The organism is Tsukamurella conjunctivitidis (assembly GCF_007858475.1).
Lineage (GTDB): Bacteria > Actinomycetota > Actinomycetes > Mycobacteriales > Mycobacteriaceae > Tsukamurella > Tsukamurella conjunctivitidis.
Genome location: NZ_VIGX01000002.1, coordinates 328,281 through 344,518 on the forward strand (window position 1 = coordinate 328,281; position 16,238 = coordinate 344,518).

At 73.8% G+C, this 16,238-nt stretch carries 21 protein-coding genes and 1 riboswitch; of the genes, 8 read left to right on the forward strand and 13 right to left on the reverse strand.

Annotation, left to right across the window (positions count from 1 at the left end; all coding sequences use genetic code 11):
- Positions 1–16 precede the first annotated feature (16 nt).
- The 4 genes from FK530_RS05535 to FK530_RS05550 form a co-directional block, all read right to left on the reverse strand.
- Positions 17–250, reverse strand: coding sequence for a hypothetical protein (locus tag FK530_RS05535; RefSeq protein ID WP_146485977.1), 234 nt, complete (start codon positions 248–250; stop codon positions 17–19).
- 69 nt (positions 251–319) lie between these two features.
- Positions 320–1,003: a YqeB family protein gene (locus tag FK530_RS05540; protein WP_146485979.1), complete on the reverse strand. Its 684-nt coding sequence runs from the start codon at positions 1,001–1,003 to the stop codon at positions 320–322.
- On the reverse strand, positions 1,000–1,581 hold the full coding sequence (locus tag FK530_RS05545) for a TetR/AcrR family transcriptional regulator (RefSeq protein ID WP_146485981.1): 582 nt from the start codon (positions 1,579–1,581) through the stop codon (positions 1,000–1,002). Before FK530_RS05545 ends, FK530_RS05540 begins: the two co-directional genes overlap by 4 nt.
- A 35-nt stretch (positions 1,582–1,616) precedes the next feature.
- Positions 1,617–2,036, reverse strand: coding sequence for a DUF6069 family protein (locus FK530_RS05550; protein ID WP_146485983.1), 420 nt, complete (start codon positions 2,034–2,036; stop codon positions 1,617–1,619).
- Between the two features lie 285 nt (positions 2,037–2,321).
- Between FK530_RS05550 and FK530_RS05555 the strand changes: the two genes are divergently transcribed.
- On the forward strand, positions 2,322–2,609 hold the full coding sequence (locus FK530_RS05555; RefSeq protein ID WP_410468458.1) for a YciI family protein: 288 nt from the start codon (positions 2,322–2,324) through the stop codon (positions 2,607–2,609).
- Positions 2,606–3,817 carry an RNA polymerase sigma factor gene (locus tag FK530_RS05560; RefSeq protein ID WP_146485986.1) on the forward strand — a complete coding sequence of 404 codons (1,212 nt, stop codon included), beginning with the start codon at positions 2,606–2,608 and terminating at the stop codon, positions 3,815–3,817. The genes FK530_RS05555 and FK530_RS05560 overlap by 4 nt, the downstream gene beginning before the upstream one ends.
- Position 3,818: 1 nt before the next feature.
- On the opposite strand, the gene FK530_RS05565 is transcribed toward FK530_RS05560, so the two are convergent.
- The gene (locus tag FK530_RS05565) at positions 3,819–5,996 is read right to left on the reverse strand and encodes a helicase-associated domain-containing protein (protein ID WP_166443254.1); all 2,178 of its coding nucleotides are present in this window, start codon (positions 5,994–5,996) and stop codon (positions 3,819–3,821) included.
- A gap of 39 nt (positions 5,997–6,035) precedes the next feature.
- On the opposite strand from FK530_RS05565, the gene FK530_RS05570 reads away from it, so the two are divergent.
- The 4 genes from FK530_RS05570 to FK530_RS05585 are packed head-to-tail and all read left to right on the forward strand — an operon-like array spanning position 6,036 to position 7,668.
- On the forward strand, positions 6,036–6,230 hold the full coding sequence (locus FK530_RS05570; RefSeq protein WP_166443255.1) for a hypothetical protein: 195 nt from the start codon (positions 6,036–6,038) through the stop codon (positions 6,228–6,230).
- A 47-nt stretch (positions 6,231–6,277) separates the two neighbouring features.
- Positions 6,278–6,757, forward strand: coding sequence for a cyclic pyranopterin monophosphate synthase MoaC (moaC, locus tag FK530_RS05575; protein WP_146485990.1), 480 nt, complete (start codon positions 6,278–6,280; stop codon positions 6,755–6,757).
- The gene (locus FK530_RS05580; RefSeq protein WP_146485991.1) at positions 6,750–7,250 is read left to right on the forward strand and encodes a MogA/MoaB family molybdenum cofactor biosynthesis protein; all 501 of its coding nucleotides are present in this window, start codon (positions 6,750–6,752) and stop codon (positions 7,248–7,250) included. Before moaC ends, FK530_RS05580 begins: the two co-directional genes overlap by 8 nt.
- A complete protein-coding gene (locus FK530_RS05585) occupies positions 7,243–7,668 on the forward strand; it encodes a molybdenum cofactor biosynthesis protein MoaE (protein ID WP_146485993.1) in 426 nt (141 codons plus the stop codon). Before FK530_RS05580 ends, FK530_RS05585 begins: the two co-directional genes overlap by 8 nt.
- Before the next feature lie 163 nt (positions 7,669–7,831).
- On the opposite strand, the gene FK530_RS05590 is transcribed toward FK530_RS05585, so the two are convergent.
- The 5 genes from FK530_RS05590 to FK530_RS05610 all read right to left on the reverse strand — a co-directional run bounded on the left by FK530_RS05590 (position 7,832) and on the right by FK530_RS05610 (position 11,347).
- A complete protein-coding gene (locus tag FK530_RS05590; RefSeq protein WP_146485995.1) occupies positions 7,832–8,710 on the reverse strand; it encodes a hypothetical protein in 879 nt (292 codons plus the stop codon).
- 203 nt (positions 8,711–8,913) lie between these two features.
- Entirely contained in the window at positions 8,914–9,585 is a 672-nt protein-coding gene (locus FK530_RS05595) for a transglycosylase family protein (protein WP_146485997.1), read from the reverse strand.
- A 10-nt stretch (positions 9,586–9,595) separates the two neighbouring features.
- A riboswitch (cyclic di-AMP (ydaO/yuaA leader) is annotated at positions 9,596–9,757 on the reverse strand.
- A gap of 140 nt (positions 9,758–9,897) precedes the next feature.
- On the reverse strand, positions 9,898–10,143 hold the full coding sequence (locus tag FK530_RS05600; protein ID WP_223120778.1) for a MoaD/ThiS family protein: 246 nt from the start codon (positions 10,141–10,143) through the stop codon (positions 9,898–9,900).
- The gene (gene moaA, locus FK530_RS05605; protein WP_146486000.1) at positions 10,140–11,129 is read right to left on the reverse strand and encodes a GTP 3',8-cyclase MoaA; all 990 of its coding nucleotides are present in this window, start codon (positions 11,127–11,129) and stop codon (positions 10,140–10,142) included. Before moaA ends, FK530_RS05600 begins: the two co-directional genes overlap by 4 nt.
- The gene (locus FK530_RS05610) at positions 11,126–11,347 is read right to left on the reverse strand and encodes a hypothetical protein (protein ID WP_146486002.1); all 222 of its coding nucleotides are present in this window, start codon (positions 11,345–11,347) and stop codon (positions 11,126–11,128) included. Before FK530_RS05610 ends, moaA begins: the two co-directional genes overlap by 4 nt.
- A 79-nt stretch (positions 11,348–11,426) precedes the next feature.
- Here FK530_RS05610 and FK530_RS26855 point away from each other — a divergent pair, with 79 nt between their 5' ends.
- Positions 11,427–11,852 carry a cold-shock protein gene (locus tag FK530_RS26855; RefSeq protein WP_146486003.1) on the forward strand — a complete coding sequence of 142 codons (426 nt, stop codon included), beginning with the start codon at positions 11,427–11,429 and terminating at the stop codon, positions 11,850–11,852.
- A gap of 15 nt (positions 11,853–11,867) precedes the next feature.
- On the opposite strand, the gene FK530_RS05620 is transcribed toward FK530_RS26855, so the two are convergent.
- The gene (locus tag FK530_RS05620; protein WP_166443256.1) at positions 11,868–12,470 is read right to left on the reverse strand and encodes a TetR/AcrR family transcriptional regulator; all 603 of its coding nucleotides are present in this window, start codon (positions 12,468–12,470) and stop codon (positions 11,868–11,870) included.
- A gap of 35 nt (positions 12,471–12,505) precedes the next feature.
- Here FK530_RS05620 and FK530_RS05625 point away from each other — a divergent pair, with 35 nt between their 5' ends.
- Positions 12,506–13,888: a DHA2 family efflux MFS transporter permease subunit gene (locus FK530_RS05625; protein WP_146486005.1), complete on the forward strand. Its 1,383-nt coding sequence runs from the start codon at positions 12,506–12,508 to the stop codon at positions 13,886–13,888.
- Positions 13,889–13,905: 17 nt separating this feature from the next.
- Here the strand turns inward: FK530_RS05625 and FK530_RS05630 are convergent, their stop codons facing one another.
- Positions 13,906–14,436 carry a DUF2771 family protein gene (locus tag FK530_RS05630; protein ID WP_146486006.1) on the reverse strand — a complete coding sequence of 177 codons (531 nt, stop codon included), beginning with the start codon at positions 14,434–14,436 and terminating at the stop codon, positions 13,906–13,908.
- 16 nt (positions 14,437–14,452) lie between these two features.
- Entirely contained in the window at positions 14,453–16,159 is a 1,707-nt protein-coding gene (locus FK530_RS05635; protein ID WP_146486008.1) for an MFS transporter, read from the reverse strand.
- Positions 16,160–16,238 lie beyond the last annotated feature (79 nt).

Below are 16,238 nucleotides of genomic sequence, written 5' to 3' on the forward strand. Positions count from 1 at the left end.
TCCCTCGCGCCGGAGATCAGTGCTTGCCTGTGGGCGGAGGTTCGTGGTCGCTGCTGCCGACGTGGTGAATGGATGACCGCGTGGTTCGCCACTCGTCTTCTTCGCCGAGCGTCCACTTGCGGAAGCCGGGGGTGAAGCCGCCCGACCACTCGCCGCGCTTCTGCCGGCGGCGTACGACGACCATGAGGATGATCGGAACGAACGTCACCGCGAACGCGAAGACGATGACAACTGCGGCTCCTGCATCCATGTATTCAGTATGACGCACCGCTGCTACGGTGCGTTCATGACGGACGAAGTCCCGGGCAGGGTTCGTCGGTCATCTATCCATTGTGCCGCGCCGGGCGGAACTCCTGCTCGTCACCGCGGTCGCGGACCACGACGCCCGCCTCGCGCTGAGGCGCAGGCGCAGGTCGCGGGCGGTGGGTGCGCGCTTCTCCGCGCGGGCCACGGCCCGCTCACGCAGCAGCTCCGCGGCCTCGGGCGGCGCGTCGCCGCGGCCCTGGACGAACTGCACGTAGTCGGCCTCGTACGGGTCCGCGTCGCCGCGCCACGGGTAGGCGGCATCGGTGAGGGCCCGTGCGATCGCTGCCGTGGACACCCCGTCGGTGCCGGCGGCGGCGAGGAGGCGGCCCCGTCGGTCCAGGAACGTCAGCTCGCCGCCCCGACCGAGGAAGGCCTCGCCGATCTCGTCGCGCGCCATCCACCGGCGGTGCCCGCCCGCGGCGAGCTCCACGTGATCGTCGGCGACCGTCAGGGCCGCGACCTCGTGCTGCCACGCCGCGACCAGGATGATGCCGCCGATCAGGCCGGCCACGGTGAGCACCCCGGCGGCGACGCCGACCGGCAGCTGCGCGGCGATGCGCAAGGGGCCGGGCGAGCTGTCGAGGGTGCGCTCGAGCCACGCGACGAGGCCGCGCACGAGGAGGCCGAGGACGGCCCCGAGTGCGGTGGTGGTGGTGACCGTCGCGAGCTGCAGGCCGCGACGCAGTCCGATGGTCACTTCTCCTCCGGACGCAGGTAGGCGAGGGCGGCGCGGCGCACGTCGGGCCGGACGTCGCCGTCCGCGAGGTGCGCGCCGTCGGTGAGGGAGACGAGGAAGGCCGCGGCGTGGGCGGGGTCGAGGGCGGGGTCGAAGTCGCCGTCGGACTGGCCTCGGTCGATGATCTCGGCGAGCGCGGAACGGACCAGCCCGTCGGCGGTGGCGACGATTTCGGCGAGCGCCGGGTCGGCGGGCACCCGGCGGATGAGCTCGGCGGCGATGCCGGGCGCGACCGGGTCGACCGCGGACTCGGCGAGCGCGTCCACCACGAGCGCGACGGCCGCGCGGGGATCGGGCTCGGCGAGCGCCCGCCGGCGTAGCTCGGTGTTGCGCTCGACGTCGGCGTCGAACAGGGCGCGGAAGAGGCCGGCCTTGTCGGTGAAGTAGTAGAAGACGGTGCCGGAGCTCACGCCGGCGCGGGCGGCGATGTCCGCGGCGCGGGCGCGCTCGAAACCGGCGGAGGAGAACTCCGCGGCCGCCGCGGCGAGGATCGCGGCGCGGCGGCGGGCGGTGAGGTCGGGGTCGACGGTGCGGGCCATGCCCCGAGCGTATCTATAACTGATCGATCAGTCAATTAATTACCGGTCAGGCGACGGGCAAGGACGGGCACGACGATCGCCGCCGCGACGACGTGCGTGAGGATCAGGACGGCGGCGGAGGCGCCGTCGAACCCGAAGGTCAGGTCGGGCACGAAGGACAGGACCAGGAGCGCCGCGCACGTGCGGACGAAGGTGGACCGCGGGCGGCGGGCACGGCGCGCCATCGCCGCCGCGATCCCCACTGCGATCAGCGAGAAGGTCATCGTGAGCTGGGCGAAGCCGAGCAGGGGGATTCCGGCACCGTCGGGACCCGCGAAGGGGACCCCCGCGGCGGAGGCGACCGCGGCGACGGCCGTGGTGGCGACCGACGCCGCGACGGCGGCGGCGAGCCCGTGCTTCCACACGGCCGGGCGGTCGGTGCGGGCGGGGGCGGTGGTCGTGGCGGTGGCGGTCATGGCGAGCTCCTCATCGGCGGTGACGCGCTCGGGGCGAGCGGGTCCTACCCACTCCACGAACGGCCGCCGCCGGTTTCGACATCGGCGCCGCAGGAGTTTCCGCGGGGCGCTGCGAAAGATCTCCCGGAGTGGTGTCGTATCCGTGTCGCCACGTTCGTAGTGAGGGTGAAGGGCGGCCACCCCGGCCCCCTCGATCGAGAGGAAACGACCATGACGCACTACCTGCTCTCCGTGCACGGCCCCGTCGAGCGCGACGAGTTCGGCGACTACGGCACCAAGGAAGCGATGGAGGCGGCGTTCGAGGCCACCGGCGTCTTCAACGACCGGCTCAAGGCCGAGGGCTACTGGGTCTTCGCCGGCGGGCTCGCCGAGGGGACCACCGCCACCGTCGTCGACGGGCGCGGCGACAAGCCGATCATCACCGACGGCCCGTACCTGGAGTCCAAGGAGCTGATCGGCGGCTTCTGGGTGATCGACGCCCCCGACCTGGACGTGGCGCTGAAGCTCGCGGCCGACGGCTCGAAGGCGTGCGGCGGCGCCGTCGAGGTCCGCGCCTTCGACGGGCTGGCGTGACCGACCCCCGAGCCGCGCTCGACCGGGTCTTCCGCGAGGAGTACGGCCGGGTCGTCGCCTCGCTCGTCCGCCGCTTCGGCGACATCACGATCGCCGAGGACGCGGCGGGCGAGGCGATCCTCGCCGCCGCCGAGAAGTGGCCCGCATCCGGCATCCCGCCGAACCCCGGCGCCTGGCTCACCACCACTGCGGCTCATCGCGCGATCGACCGGATCCGGCGCGAGAACCAGCGCGACGCCAAGCACAGGGCGGCCGAGATGATCCACGACGACTCCGATCCCGAGCCCACCGGCGCCGTCGAGGACGACCGGCTGCGGCTGATCTTCACCTGCTGCCACCCGGCGCTCGCGCCCGAGGCGCGGGTCGCGCTCACGCTGCGCCTGCTGGGTGGGCTGACGGTGCCCGAGATCGCCCGCGCCTTCCTCGTCGCCGAGACCACGATGGGGCAGCGCATCACCCGCGCCAAGAAGAAGATCGCCGCCGCGCGCATCCCGTACCGGGTGCCCGATGCCGCGGACCTGCCCGACCGCGTCGACGCGGTGCTGACGGTGCTCTTCCTCGTCTTCAACGAGGGCTACCTGGCCAGCGGCGACGGTGCGCCGATCCGCTCGGAGCTGACGGGGGAGGCGATCCGGCTGACGCGCCTCGTCCGCGCGCTACTGCCCGACGATCCCGAGATCACCGGCCTGCTCGCCCTGATGCTGCTCACCGACGCCCGTAGCGCGGCGCGGGTGCGGGGCGGCCAGCTGGTGCCGCTCGACGAGCAGGACCGCGCCGGCTGGGATCGCGCGGCGATCGCCGAGGGGCACCGTCTGGTCCGGGAGTGCCTCGCGGTGAACCGGCCCGGCCGGTACCAGATCCTGGCCGCGATCGGCGCCGTGCACACCGACGCGCCGAGCGCCGAGACCGTCGACTACGCGCAGGTGGTGGCGCTCTACGACCAGCTACTGATGATCGACGAGTCCCCGATCGTGCGACTCAACCGGGCGATCGCCGTCGCCGAGCTCGACGGGCCCGCGGTGGCACTGGCGCTGATCGACCCGCTGCCGCTGGACGGCTACCACCCCTGGCACGCCGTCCGGGCGCACCTGCTCCGGCGCCTCGGCCGCACCGACGAGGCGAAGACCGAGTACGACGCCGCCCTCGCCGCGACGGACAACTCCGCCGAGCGCGCCTACCTCACCCGCAAGCGCGGCGAGCTGGTCTGAACTATTCCACCGGCTCCGCGGTGGTCACGCGGTGCAGGGCGAACCGACGGGTGGCGTCACCGTCGAGGGCGGCGAGCTGCCCGTGCCGCACCGACTCGGGCACCACGACGTGCCGCGTGAAGACCCCGTTCGCGTCCACGTAGCCCAACCGGACGGGGCGGCCCTCGCCGGCGGCGGACTGCAGCAGCGCCATCAGCTCCGGGCCGGACGCGCGCGGTCCCTCGTCCGACGGGGCGTCCTGCCGGCGGATCTGCACGGCCGCGTCGGCGAGCTGCTCGAGCGTCGGCTGCGCCGCCGGAGGACGGGAACGCGGCGACGGCAGCCGGATCGCGGCCGGGCGCAGGTCGACGACGACGCCTCGCGAGTCCTCGGCGGCGGCGGTGAAGCCCGCGGCGTTCAGCCCCGCCACCAGGTCGGACAGCGGAACCTGGGCGATGAGCACCGTCGGGGCGACGACCCGCAGCGCGAGCGACTCGGCGGCGGGGGAGGCGAGGACCGCGGCGACGAGGGCCGGATCGTCGGAGCGGAGGAAGGATCCGGCGACGCCGGCGCGCAGCGCCCCGTGCCGGCGCGCGACGTCGTCGACCAGGTAGGTCAGGCCCTGCGGCACCGGCGTCACCGAATGTGCGACGAAGAAGGCGTGCACCTCCGCGGACGTGCGGCCGGCGTCCAGCGCGCGGCGCACCGAGGCATCGGTCACGCGGTAGACGGCGGCGCCGCCCGCGGACTCGAGGTCGGCCACCAGGCCGACCGCCGCCGCGAAGTCGTGCGTCGTGGGGCCGGGGATGGTCAGCGTGAGGTCGGCCTGGAGGAGGAATTCCTCGACGGGCTTCGGCAGCGCGGCGGCCATCGCCTGCGCGGGATCGGTGGTGAGGGCGGCGCGTCCCGCCGAGGTCAGTGCGCCACCCGCGACGAGGCCGACGACCTGCGCCTGTTCCACGACGTCGGTGATCGCGTCCAGCGTGAGCCGCCGGTACCAGGACGGATGCGCGAACCGGGCCGCCGCGTGCAGTTCCGGCAACGCCGGGGCCGCACCCGGAGGCGCGAGGGCGAGGGCCTCCAGGACGGCCGCCCGGTCCTGCGGGGCGACGGTGCTGCGCGCCGCGCGATGCAGCGGGCCGACGATGCCCTCCTCACCCCGGGTGCCGATCAGCGCGGGCCGGCGCCGCAGCTCCAGCCAGGTGCGCGCCAGCAGCGCCCAGCGGTCGGCGGGCGCGGACCGCTGCCACTCGTCGACGGCCACCGTCGGCGCGAAGACGGAGTCCTCCTCGCCCTCGAGCTCGCCCTCCGCGAGCAGGCCCGCCGCGGCGAGCAGCTCGAGCAGCAGCGCGGCGCGCTCCTCGGTCAGCGCTGCCGCCTTGGCGACGCGGCGCAGCTCGCGGACGCCGATACCGCCCGCCTTGACCCGCTGCGCCGGGACGGCGCCGAGCACGTCGAGCACGTCGTCGGCGTGGCGCAGCAGCTCCAGCGCCGCGACCGCACCGGCCCCGTCGGCGCCGGGCACGGGCGGACCGTCGAGCACGGGTGGCTTGAGAGAACCGCCGAGCGGGAGCTCGCCGCGCAGGCGGGCGCGCACCTCCCAGGGCAGCTCGACGGTCTGGTGGTCGACGCGTGCGAGCAGGCCGGAGGCGAGCATGCGCTGCACCGGATGATCCGGGGAGGTGCCGGGACCCGCGGCGGCCGTGCGGCCCAGCGGCGAGCCCTCCGCGAGGCGGTCCAGCAGGGCGTGTTCGTCGGGACCGGCGGCGGCGAGCGCGGCGTCGATCGCGTCGAGATCGGGCGGGGCGGTCAGCTGATTCGCGCGCCACGGCAGGGCCTCGCGGGCCGCGGCGGGGGCGTGCAGGACGTCGTCGCCCCAGACGAGCGCGAGGGAGCGGAGCTTCTCGGCGGACGCGAGTACCTGCTTCTTCAACGCGCGACCGCGGAGGCGCCGGGCGAGGGCGTCGGGCTCCAGTGGCTCGGCGAGGAGCAACTCGAGGACGGCCAGGTCGGGCAGGGTGAGGCGCTCGGCGACGCGGCCCAGCGACGACGGGCTGTTGAGACGGCTGACAAGGACGCCGAAGCCGGCGGGGACGGGGGTCGCGACATCGCGCCGGGCGTCGAGCAGAGCCGCGATCTCGGCGTCGCTGCGGCTGCGCAGCCACGCCGCGGGCCCCGTCGACGACGTATTACTGCTCACCGATACAGCGTAGACACCGGGGCATGTCAGAATAGCGGCGTGTCTGAGACCTCGAATGCGAAGAAGCCCGGCTACGTCGACAACGGCTGGCCGCAGGGCGCGGACGGCCACGCCGACCACGCGGTGAACGAGCTCGCGGCCCCGGTGGTCGGTGCGCTGTCGCCGTTCGGCGAGCTGGAGTTCCCGCAGGAGCACATCCCGTACGTGCATCCGTCGACCCGGGTCAACCGCTGACTCCGAGTCCGACACCCCGCGACCACGACGCGGCCACCCGGGGCGACGTGCAGGAGAACGGTCTCTCGCACGTCGACGCGACGGGTGCGGCCCGCATGGTCGACGTGTCCGACAAGGCCGTCACCGCGCGCACCGCGGTCGCGGCCGGGACCTTCCGTACCACCGAGACCGTCGTCGCGGCCATCGCCGACGGCACGGTCCCGAAGGGCGATGTGCTCGCCACCGCCCGCATCGCGGGCATCATGGCGGTCAAGCGCACGGCCGACCTGATCCCGCTGTGCCACCCGCTGCCGATCTCCGGCGTCACCGTCGACCTGGAACCGGCGGGCGCGGAGATCGCCGTCACCGCCACGGTGCGCTGCACCGGCAGGACGGGCGTCGAGATGGAGGCGCTCACCGCCGTCACCGTGGCCGGGCTGACCCTGCACGACATGGTCAAGGCCCTCGACCCCGCCGCCGTCATGACGGACGTCCGCGTGCTGACCAAGGACGGCGGCAAGACCGGCCATTGGGAGAGAGATGACTGAACCGCTCCGCCCGTCCCGCGACCGCTGCGCCACCGTCGTCGTGGCCTCCACCCGCGCCTCGCTCGGTGAGCGCGAGGACACCACCGGCCCCGCCATCGCCGCCTGGCTCGGCGAGCGGGGCTTCGAGGTCTACGGGCCCGTCGTGGTGCCCGACGGCGAGGAGGTGGGCGCCGCCATCCGCTCCGCCGTCCGCCGCGGTGACGCCGTCGTGCTCACCACCGGCGGCACGGGCCTCACCCCGTCGGACCGCACCCCGGAGGAGACCCGCGGGGCGCTCACCTTCGAGATCCCCGGCCTGGCGAACGCCATCCGCGCCGCCGGGCTCCCGGACATCCCGACGACCGTGCTCAGCCGCGGCCTCGCGGGCGTCGCCGGTACGTCGCTGGTCGTGAACCTGCCGGGCTCGTCGGGCGGGGTCCGCGACGGTCTGGCCGTGCTGGACGGGGTGCTGGAACACGCCCTGGATCAGATCCGCGGCGGCGACCATGGCTGACGTCGTCCTCGCGCGCGTCACCGAGGATCCGATCGACCTCGCGTCGCACGAGGCCGCGGTGGCACGCCCCGAGGCGGGCGCCGTGGTGGGCTTCGTCGGAGCCGTGCGCGATCACGACGGCGGCCGCGGAGTGACCCACCTGGAGTACTCCGCGCACCCCACGGCCGGCCGCGTCATCGCGGAGGTCGTGCGGGCCGAGGCGGACGCCGCTGTGGGCGTCCGGGCGGTCGCGGTCTCGCACCGTGTGGGCCCGCTGGCGATCGGCGACGCGGCGCTCGTCGTGGCGGTCTCCGCCGACCATCGCGCGGCGGCCTTCACGACCTGCGCGCGCATCGTCGACGCGGTGAAGGAAGCGCTCCCGGTCTGGAAGCACCAGCTGTTCCTGGACGGAACAGACGAGTGGGTCGGCAGCGCGTAGCCGCCGACCCACTCGAAGCCGGTTCTCCTGCTCGGTGACCGGATCCGCGCACGCGGTGCCCTTCGTGGGGGCACCGACGCGCGCGGAGTGAACGAGGGACACCGGGGGTGTCCGGGCGCGACGGCACGTCGAGCGGGCCGTCGGGCGAGAGAGGGATCGCGGGCTACCGAACGACCCCGGGGATGACGGGGATCAGGGGCCGGACCGCGCCGGGGACGCCGACGCCGGGCACACCGACCGACGCGGTCAGGCCTTGCGCGCCGATACCGCCCGTGCCGACCCCGGCGGCGCCACCGACGCCGCGGGCACCCACGCCCGTGCCGATGCCGTTCGTGCCGGCGCCCGCCGCGCTGCCGACGCCGCGCGCTCCCGCACCGTTCGTGGTGACGCCCGCCGTGCTGCCGATGCCGTTCGCGGTGGAGATGGGGAGGCCCGTGCCGCCGACGCCGGCCGGGATGGCTGCGGCTCCGATGCCGGCGGGGATGGCCGCGCCGCCGATGCCGGCGGGAACGGCAGCGGTGCCGACGCCGGCGGGGATGCCGCTGATACCGGCCGGGACGCCGCCGATGCGGCCGGACGGGGAGCCCGCGGTGCCGGCCGGAACGCCGCCGATGCCCGCGGGGATGGCCGCGCCGATGCCGGCGGGAACGCCGCTCACGCCGGCCGGAGCGCCGCCGGTCCGGCCGGACGGGGAGCCCGTGACGCCGGTGCCCGCGGGCGCGGCCGCGCCGCCGATGCCGGCGGGAACGCCGCTGACGCCGGCCGGGACGCCGCCGATGCGGCCGCCGGGGGCGCCGGTGCCGATCCCGCCCAGGCCGGGCACGACCACCGGGACGACGCCGGGCACGACCGCGGTGGGCCGAGCGCCGCCGGGCGTGGCGGTCGCGGGCTTCGCGGGGGCGCCGGGGGTGGGGCCGGGCGTGGCGCAGGGGCAGCCGGGCGCCGCCGACGCGGGAGCGACGACGACGAGGCCCGCGGCGGCGATCAGGGCGCTGACCGCGGCGATTCTGCCGGCGGTGCGCGAGGTGCGGTGAGCGTTCATCGGTGCTCTCTTTCCTGCTGAGCTGTGCGTGCGCGAGTAACGTCCCCGAACTTAGCAGACTGTGTGCAGCTGCAAAACGTTACCGTCCCGTGACCGGGCGGGTGTCGCGCATTCCGTCCCGCTGTCCGACCCGGGAACAGCGAAAAGGGGCCGTCGGCGTGATGCCGACGACCCCTCTCGGGACGTGCGTGGTGCGGTCGGGCTCAGTAGCCCTTGGCCGCGGCCTGCTGCAGCATGGCGAGCACGGCGGGATCGACCTGCTGGCCGCCGCCCTGGGCCTGCGAGATGACCTGGTTGATGTACTGCGAGTTGACCGACTGGCCGGCCTGCGCGGCGGGCTTGGCGGGCTTCGCCGCCGGCTTCGCGGCGGGCTTGGCGACCGGCTTGGCAGCGGGCTTCGCCACCGGCTGGGCGACGGGCTTCGCGGCCGGCTTGGCAGCGGGCTTGCTCACGGGCTTCGTGACCGGCTTGGTCGCACCGGTGTCGGTGGGGGAGACGGTGCGCGGGGTCGGGGAGCCGAGGCCGACGCCGCAGGACGGCCACGCGCCCTTGCCCTGGCCTGCGAGGACCTTCTCGGCGATCGCGATCTGCTGCGCGCGGCTGGCCTGGTTCGCGGTGGGGGCGTACTGCGTGCCACCGTACGACGCCCAGGTCGACGGGCTGAACTGCAGGCCGCCGTGGTAGCCGTTGCCCGTGTTGATGGCCCAGTTGCCGCCGGACTCGCACGCGGCGACCTGGTCCCACTGGGAGTCGGGGGCGGCGTTCGCGGCGGGGGCGGCGAGCGCGAGGCCCGCGCCGCCCAGCATCGCGCCGGCAGCGGCGACCTTCGCGGCGCTCAGGCTGGTGGTGGACTGCTTGCGGTGACGACCGGTCATCGTGTGAAGTCTTTCCTCTCTACGCGCGTGCGAAGTTAGCTGTCGGGTTCGAGCGAGAGGCTGCTCGGCCGGTTGCCCGGCTTGACCCCTAGGGCGTACGCCCTGCGGCCTCGCGGCCGCGGATGGTTCCTCCGCCTTCGTCCAGGTGTAGATCGTGGTGCGCTTCCCGGATCGAACGCTGGACGAAGCTCTGCGCTGCGTACGATCGGGTGGCTGCTGCTGCGGCCCTCAGCGACGGTAACAGAACCCGCCCCGTGGCCCAACCGTTACCGGACCGTGATTTTGCGGAGTGTGACTGACATCACGCGAGCGTCACCCGCCGGCGAAGGGTGGCAGCACGTCGAGCATCGCGCCCGTCGCGGGGGCGTCGACGTCGCGCACCGCCACCTCGTCGAGCAGGAAGCTGCAGCGCGTGAGCACCCGGTCGAGCCCGGGGTGGCGCGCCGCGAGCAGCGCGGCGACGTCGGCGACCGTGGCGTCCTCGGGCACGGGCACGGTCTCCTCGGAGACCCCCGCGGCCGCGCGGGCGGCGGCGAAGTACCGGATCAGCACCGTCAGCCCCCGATCGCGCTCATAGGGCGCGCCGGCTGCAGGAAGGTCGGGTCGTCGATGCCGTGGCCGGCCTGCTTGCCGAGCATGGCGGTGAGCCACGCGTCGGCGATCTCCGCGTCGCTCGCGCCGCCGCGCAACAGAGGCTTGAGATCGGTTTCGTCGGCCGCGAACAGGCACGTGCGGATCTGGCCGTCGGCGGTGAGGCGCACGCGGTCGCAGTCGCCGCAGAAGGGGCGCGTGACCGACGCGATCACGCCCACCGTCGCCGGGCCCCCGTCGACCAGGAAGCGCTCCGCGGGGGCGCTGCCGCGCGGCTCGCCGTCGGGCGTGATGGTGAACTCGCGACGCAGCTCGGCCAGGATCTGCTCGGCGGTGATCATGGTCCCGCGGTCCCAGGTGTGGTCCGCGTCGAGCGGCATGTGCTCGATGATCCGCAGCTCGTACCCGGCCTCGAGGCACAGCCGCAGCAGCGGGCGCGCGTCGTCGAGCCGCCCCGGCCCCAGGACGGCGTTCACCTTCACCGGGGTCAGCCCGGCGTCGGCGGCGGCCCGCAGGCCGGCCAGCGCGTCGTCGAGGCGGTCGCGCCGGGTGACCTTCGCGTACTCCTGCCGGTCGACGGTGTCGAGCGAGACGTTCACGCGATCCAGGCCGGCGCCCGCGAGCTTCGCCGCGTGCCGCGCCAGCGACAGTCCGTTGGTGGTCAGCGAGATCTCAGGGCGCGGCTCCAGGGCGGCGGCGTGCGCGACGATCCGGTCGAGGTCGGCGCGCAGCAGCGGTTCGCCGCCGGTGAATCGGATCTCCGTGATTCCGAGGTCGCGCACCCCGATGGCGATGAGCCGGTCGATCTCGGGCCCCGTCAGCACGTGCTCGTTCGCCAGCCACGGCAGCCCCTCGGCGGGCATGCAGTAGGTGCACCGCAGGTTGCACCGGTCGGTGAGGGAGACTCGCAGGTCGCGTGCGACGCGCCCGTAGCGGTCGACGAGCGGCCTCATGGCCGTGGCTCGCCGTCTCCGGCCCGACCGCCGAGGATCACCGCGACCACGCCCACGAGGAAGCCGACGGGCGCGAGCGGAGTCAGCGCGTACACCCAGGTGGGGGCCGTGGTGCCGTCGGTGAGGAGCGGCGTGAGGAACAGGGCGGCGATCGCGATCAGCCCGATCGCGAACAGTGCGATCGAGGTGGAGACGGCGACGGAAACGAACTTGCCCATTCCTCTAGACTAGTCCCAGTGCGTCTCGCCGTTCGCGGGGCGCGTTTTGTTGTTCTTAGTGCAGAGCGGGTGACGAGAAGTGCCTACCGGCAAGGTCAAGTGGTACGACACGGACAAGGGCTTCGGCTTCCTCTCCCAGGAGGGCGGCGAGGACGTCTACGTCCGGTCGTCGGCGCTGCCCGACGGTACCGACGGGTTGCGGCAGGGTCAGCGGGTCGAGTTCAGCATGGCCGCCGGGCGTCGCGGTCCGCAGGCGCTGACGGTGACCGTGCTCGAGCCGGCCCCGAGCGTCGCCCGCGGTGCCGCCGCCGGCGCGCAGCGCGGCCGCCGGCCGGCCGCGAACCGTCGGCCCGCCGAGGACCTGAACGTGCTGATCGAGGACATGATCCAGCTGCTCGACGTGGGTGTGCAGCCCGAACTGCGCAAGGGGCGCTACCCGGATCGCAAGGCCTCCGAGCAGATCGCCAAGGTGCTCCGCGAGATCGCCCGCGAGCTGGACTCGTAGGCGCTCCGCCTCCGGTCAGCGCTCGCGCGCGACCAGGAGGGGCAGGAAGCAGTCGTCGACGATCTCGGCGATGTCCTCGGGCGGCACGGGCTGCAGGGTCATCGCCATCTGGTGGCGCACCAGGTCCGCCGGGAGCCGCACGATGCGGTCGGTGACCCGTGCGGGGTCGATCTCGCCGCGGTCGACGGCCCGGGCGACGGCCTCGTGCATCGATCCCGCTCGCGGCCCGACCATGAGCTCGCGCACGTCCGCGGGGGAGTCGCCGGATTCGGCGAAGAACCCGCCGAGCCGCGTCTGCAGCAGGATCATCAGCTCGACGCGGTGCTCCGACATGGCGGTGAGCAGCGCGATCGCGTCGCCGCGCAGGGAGCCCGTCGCGGGCTGCTCCGCCACGGGCGAGCCGCCCCGGTGTGCGAACGCGGCCCGCAGCAGTTCCACTCGCCCGGGCCAGCGGCGGTACAGCACCGACCGGGACGTTCCGGCGCGTGCGGCCACCGCCTCGAGTGTGAAGTCGCCGTAGCCCGCGTCGGCGAGCTGGTCCCACGCCGCTTCCAGGATCGCCTCCTCGAGCGCCGCGCCGCGGCGGCGGGTGCGCGGGGCATCGGAAATTGAGTCCACTTGCGTATCTTATCAACGTGCCGCACATTAGATACATGACTGTATCTAATGTGCGGGAGCGGGCGCGCCCGATGCGCGCTCTCATCGCGACCCTCGTCCTCGGCGCGTTCGCGCCGATCCTCGACACCACGATGCTGACCATCGCAGTGCACACGCTGGTCGTCGACCTGCACACCGACGTCGCGACCATCCAGTGGGTGAGCACGGCGTACCTGCTCGCGCTCGTCGTGACGATCCCGCTCTGCGGCTGGCTCGACGCGCGCCTCGGCGGTCGGCGTCTGTGGTTGGCGGCGCTGATCGTCTTCGCTGCCGGGTCCGCATTGTGCGCACTGAGCTGGAGCCCGGCCAGCCTCATCGCCTTCCGCACCGTGCAGGGCGCCGCGGCCGGCGTGCTGATGACGAACATGCAGACCATCGCGGTGCGCGCGGCCGGGGCCGGCTCCATCGCGCGGGTGACCGCCGCGCTGGGTGTGCCGATCGCCCTCGGCCCACTGATCGGCCCCGTCCTGGGCGGCGCCCTCCTGCACTGGGCGGATTGGCGATGGATGTTCGCGATCAACGTGCCGCTGTGCGCCCTCGCCGCCGCCGCGGCGATCCGGGTCCTGCCCGACGACGCGCCGGCGCGGGGCAGCGCTGCGCCGCCGCTGGACCGCACGGGTCTCGCGCTGCTCGTGCCCGGGATCGTGCTCGCCTTCTACGGCCTCGCGGAGCTGGCCGAGGACGGTGGGCCGGTCCTCGTTCTGCTCGTCGCGGCGGGCGCGGCCCTCATCGCGGCGTTCGGGGTCCGCGCGCTGCGCATCGGCGATCGTGCCCTCGTGCGCGTGCGGCTCCTGCGCATCCCGACGGTCGCGGCGTCCACGCTCGCGGGCCTGGTCGCGGGCGGCGCGCTCATGGGGACGATGTTCCTCCTGCCGCTCTACTGGCAGACGGTCCGCGGGGACGGCGCGCTCGCCACCGCGCTGCTCCTCGCGCCGCAGGCCGTAGGGGCGTTCGCGCCGCGGTTCTTCGTCGGCGGCCTGGTGGACCGTTTCGGTCCGCGGCTCGTGGCCGGGACCGCGTTCGCGCTGATGGCGGTCGCGACGGTGCCCTTCGCCTTCGTCACGGCCGGCACCAATGCCGTCGTCCTCGCGCTCGTCCTGTTCGTGCGCGGCCTCGGGCTCGGTGCGGTGCTCGTGCCGATCGTCTCGTCGGCGTACACGGGACTGTCCCGCGATCAGCTCCCGCACGCGTCGATGTTCACCCGGGGTGCGCAACAGCTCGGCGGCGCGATCTGCGTCGCGGTGGTCGCGCTCGTCCTGCAGGCCGGGCTCGCGCACGCGCCCGCGGAGATCGCGCTGCACCCGGCTTTCGGGGTGATGGCCGCCGTCACGGCCCTCGGCGCCCTGTCCGCGCTCCGGCTACCGGGACGGACCGGGTGACCGCTATTCGGCCCTGGTCATGGCTTCTGGACCAGCGCGAAGTCCTTGGGCGTCGTGTCGATTCCCCAGACCGCCTGGGCGATGAGATTGCCCGAAGCGTCCTGGTACTGCGACGGCACGTTGATCTCGACGGCGGCGACCCACAGGTCCTCGGTCGACTTGAGAACCAGCGTCGCGGACGCGGGATCGACGTGGGTGATCGTGTCGAGCTTCGCCTGTCCGCGCTTCGCGTCGTAGCGCTGGACGGTGAGGAACCAGGGGCGCTCGGTGATGTAGTCGGGCAGCGAGATGACGATCGCCTCGCCCGCCTCGACGGGAAGCTTGACCGGGCGCTGCGCGGTGTCGCACTGCGCTGCCTGGACGTTGGTGCAGAACTGCATCGGCGCGACGTTCAGCATCGTCTTCCCGACGGTGGCCTGCAGCGCCGGCCGGGGCTTCGGCTCGTCACGGTTCTTCAGGGCGGCGACGAGGGTGAACGCGAACAGGACGGCCACGGCGACGACGACGGCCGCTCCGGCGAGGAGCAGCTTCGGGCTGGGCTTGATCATCGAAGGACCCCGTTCATCATGAGTGCGCGTTCATCGTGGGTGGGACGTGTTCCGGGCGCTTGCCGCCGAAGTTCGGGATGAGCGAGCCGCCGCGGTAGGTGAGGACGGTCTGCACGGTGCCGACGACCATGATCGCGGCGACGGTCGCGAAGCCGATCCACAGGGTGGGCGGCAGCAGCACGCCGAGGGCGGCACCGCCGACCCAGCCGAGCTGCAGCGCGGTCTCCGACCGGCCGAACGCCGAGGCGCGGGACTCGTCGGGGAGGTCGTCCTGGATCGAGGCGTCGAGCGAGACCTTGCCCAGCGCGGAGACCCCCGACGCGATGAAGGTCACGGCCGCGACGACGACCAGGTTGCCGAAGACGGCCGCGATGATCGCGCCGACGGTGGCCGCGACCGTCGCCTGCACGACGATCCGGGCGGGCCGCGGCAGCTGCAGGCGCGCGCCGATGCCGTTGCCGATGAAGTTGCCGATGCCCGCGGCGGCGCCGACCGCGCCGATCATCATGAGGGACTCGGTGGCGGAGCCGCCCGTCGCCTGCTGCGCCTTGCTGTAGAACGCCACGTACAGCGTGAGGAAGCCGGTGAGCACGCGGATCGTGGTGTTGCCCCACAGCCCGGTCACCACGCTGCGGCCGAGCGGCACCCGCAGGTTCTTGAACGCCGCCCCGAATCCCGTCCGTCCCCCGGCGCCCGACACGGACGCCGCGTACTCCGCGTTCCGGGCCATCGCACCGGTGTAGGAGAGCGTCGTCGGGACCTCGCCCGCGGTGCTCTCCACCCGCTTCGGGATACGCATGCACAGCACCGCGCCGAGCACCGCGAACACCATGAGGGCGTACATGCCGCCCGGGATGTGCAGCATCCGGCTGAGCCCGAACTCGGCGCCCGAGGCGATCGCGCCGCCCAGGCCGGACCCCACGACCAGGCCGAACAGGGTGAGCCGGGAGTTCACCCGCGCCAGGTCGATCGACGGTGGCAACACCCGCGGCACCACCGCGGATTTGAGCACCGAGAAGGATTTGCTCATCACCATCATGGCGAGCGCGCAGGGATAGAGCACCCACGGATCGAAGTTCACCGTGTTCGCTATCGGGTCGTACTCGCAGTTCGTGATGAGCAGCACCGCGAGCACGACCCGGATCCCGAAGGACGCCGCCAGCGCCACCCGGCGCCCGTGCTGGATGCGATCCAGCAGCGGCCCCATGAACGGGGCGATGATCGCGAAGGGCGCGATGTTCACCAGCAGGTACAGCGCGACCTTCGACTTCGACTCGGCCTGCGCCGCGGCGAAGAACAGGGTGTTCGCCAGCGCGACCATCATCGCGGCGTCGACCGCGTTGTTGAGGATCACCGGGTAGGTGAGCGCGGTGAGGCCGGACTTGTCGGCACCGTCGGCCGTCGTGGCCTGCCGCCACTTCGCGATCCCCGCCTCGGTGATCTCGCGACTGCGCATCGCCGCCACCCGGGTGACGGTGATCTTGCGCGGCATCCGCCGCTGCTCCTCCTCGGCCGCGCGCCGGTCGGCGGCGGACGGGGTGTCCTCGAGCGGGGGCAGATGGTGGTTCGTCGTGTACTGCGGCCGCGCGGCACCGTCCCCGCCGCCGGTCGCCCCCTGCCGCACGGACTGCCCGCTGTGGGCGTGCGGCGTCGGCCCCGGACGGCGCCGGGGCTCGTCGGGGGGATACTGCTGCTGCCCCGGATGACCGCTCACGCCGACCATTGTTCCGCATCCGCGGCGATGCCGTCTGCGGGGGCGTGTGCCGCCCGCCTGCACCTGCGCGCCCGCCATCCGGCACAAT

Bases quoted from the DNA above. Each gene is read 5' to 3' on its own strand.
- FK530_RS05535 (WP_146485977.1), bottom strand. From the start codon at position 250: ATGGATGCAGGAGCCGCAGTTGTCATCGTCTTCGCGTTCGCGGTGACG.
- FK530_RS05545 (WP_146485981.1), bottom strand. From the start codon at position 1,581: ATGGCCCGCACCGTCGACCCCGACCTCACCGCCCGCCGCCGCGCCGCG.
- FK530_RS05550 (WP_146485983.1), bottom strand. From the start codon at position 2,036: ATGACCGCCACCGCCACGACCACCGCCCCCGCCCGCACCGACCGCCCG.
- FK530_RS05555 (WP_410468458.1), top strand. From the start codon at position 2,322: ATGGAGGCGGCGTTCGAGGCCACCGGCGTCTTCAACGACCGGCTCAAG.
- FK530_RS05580 (WP_146485991.1), top strand. From the start codon at position 6,750: ATGACTGAACCGCTCCGCCCGTCCCGCGACCGCTGCGCCACCGTCGTC.
- FK530_RS05585 (WP_146485993.1), top strand. From the start codon at position 7,243: ATGGCTGACGTCGTCCTCGCGCGCGTCACCGAGGATCCGATCGACCTC.
- FK530_RS05590 (WP_146485995.1), bottom strand. From the start codon at position 8,710: ATGAACGCTCACCGCACCTCGCGCACCGCCGGCAGAATCGCCGCGGTC.
- FK530_RS05595 (WP_146485997.1), bottom strand. From the start codon at position 9,585: ATGACCGGTCGTCACCGCAAGCAGTCCACCACCAGCCTGAGCGCCGCG.
- moaA (WP_146486000.1), bottom strand. From the start codon at position 11,129: ATGAGGCCGCTCGTCGACCGCTACGGGCGCGTCGCACGCGACCTGCGA.
- FK530_RS05610 (WP_146486002.1), bottom strand. From the start codon at position 11,347: ATGGGCAAGTTCGTTTCCGTCGCCGTCTCCACCTCGATCGCACTGTTC.
- FK530_RS05625 (WP_146486005.1), top strand. From the start codon at position 12,506: ATGACTGTATCTAATGTGCGGGAGCGGGCGCGCCCGATGCGCGCTCTC.
- FK530_RS05630 (WP_146486006.1), bottom strand. From the start codon at position 14,436: ATGATCAAGCCCAGCCCGAAGCTGCTCCTCGCCGGAGCGGCCGTCGTC.
- FK530_RS05635 (WP_146486008.1), bottom strand. From the start codon at position 16,159: ATGGTCGGCGTGAGCGGTCATCCGGGGCAGCAGCAGTATCCCCCCGAC.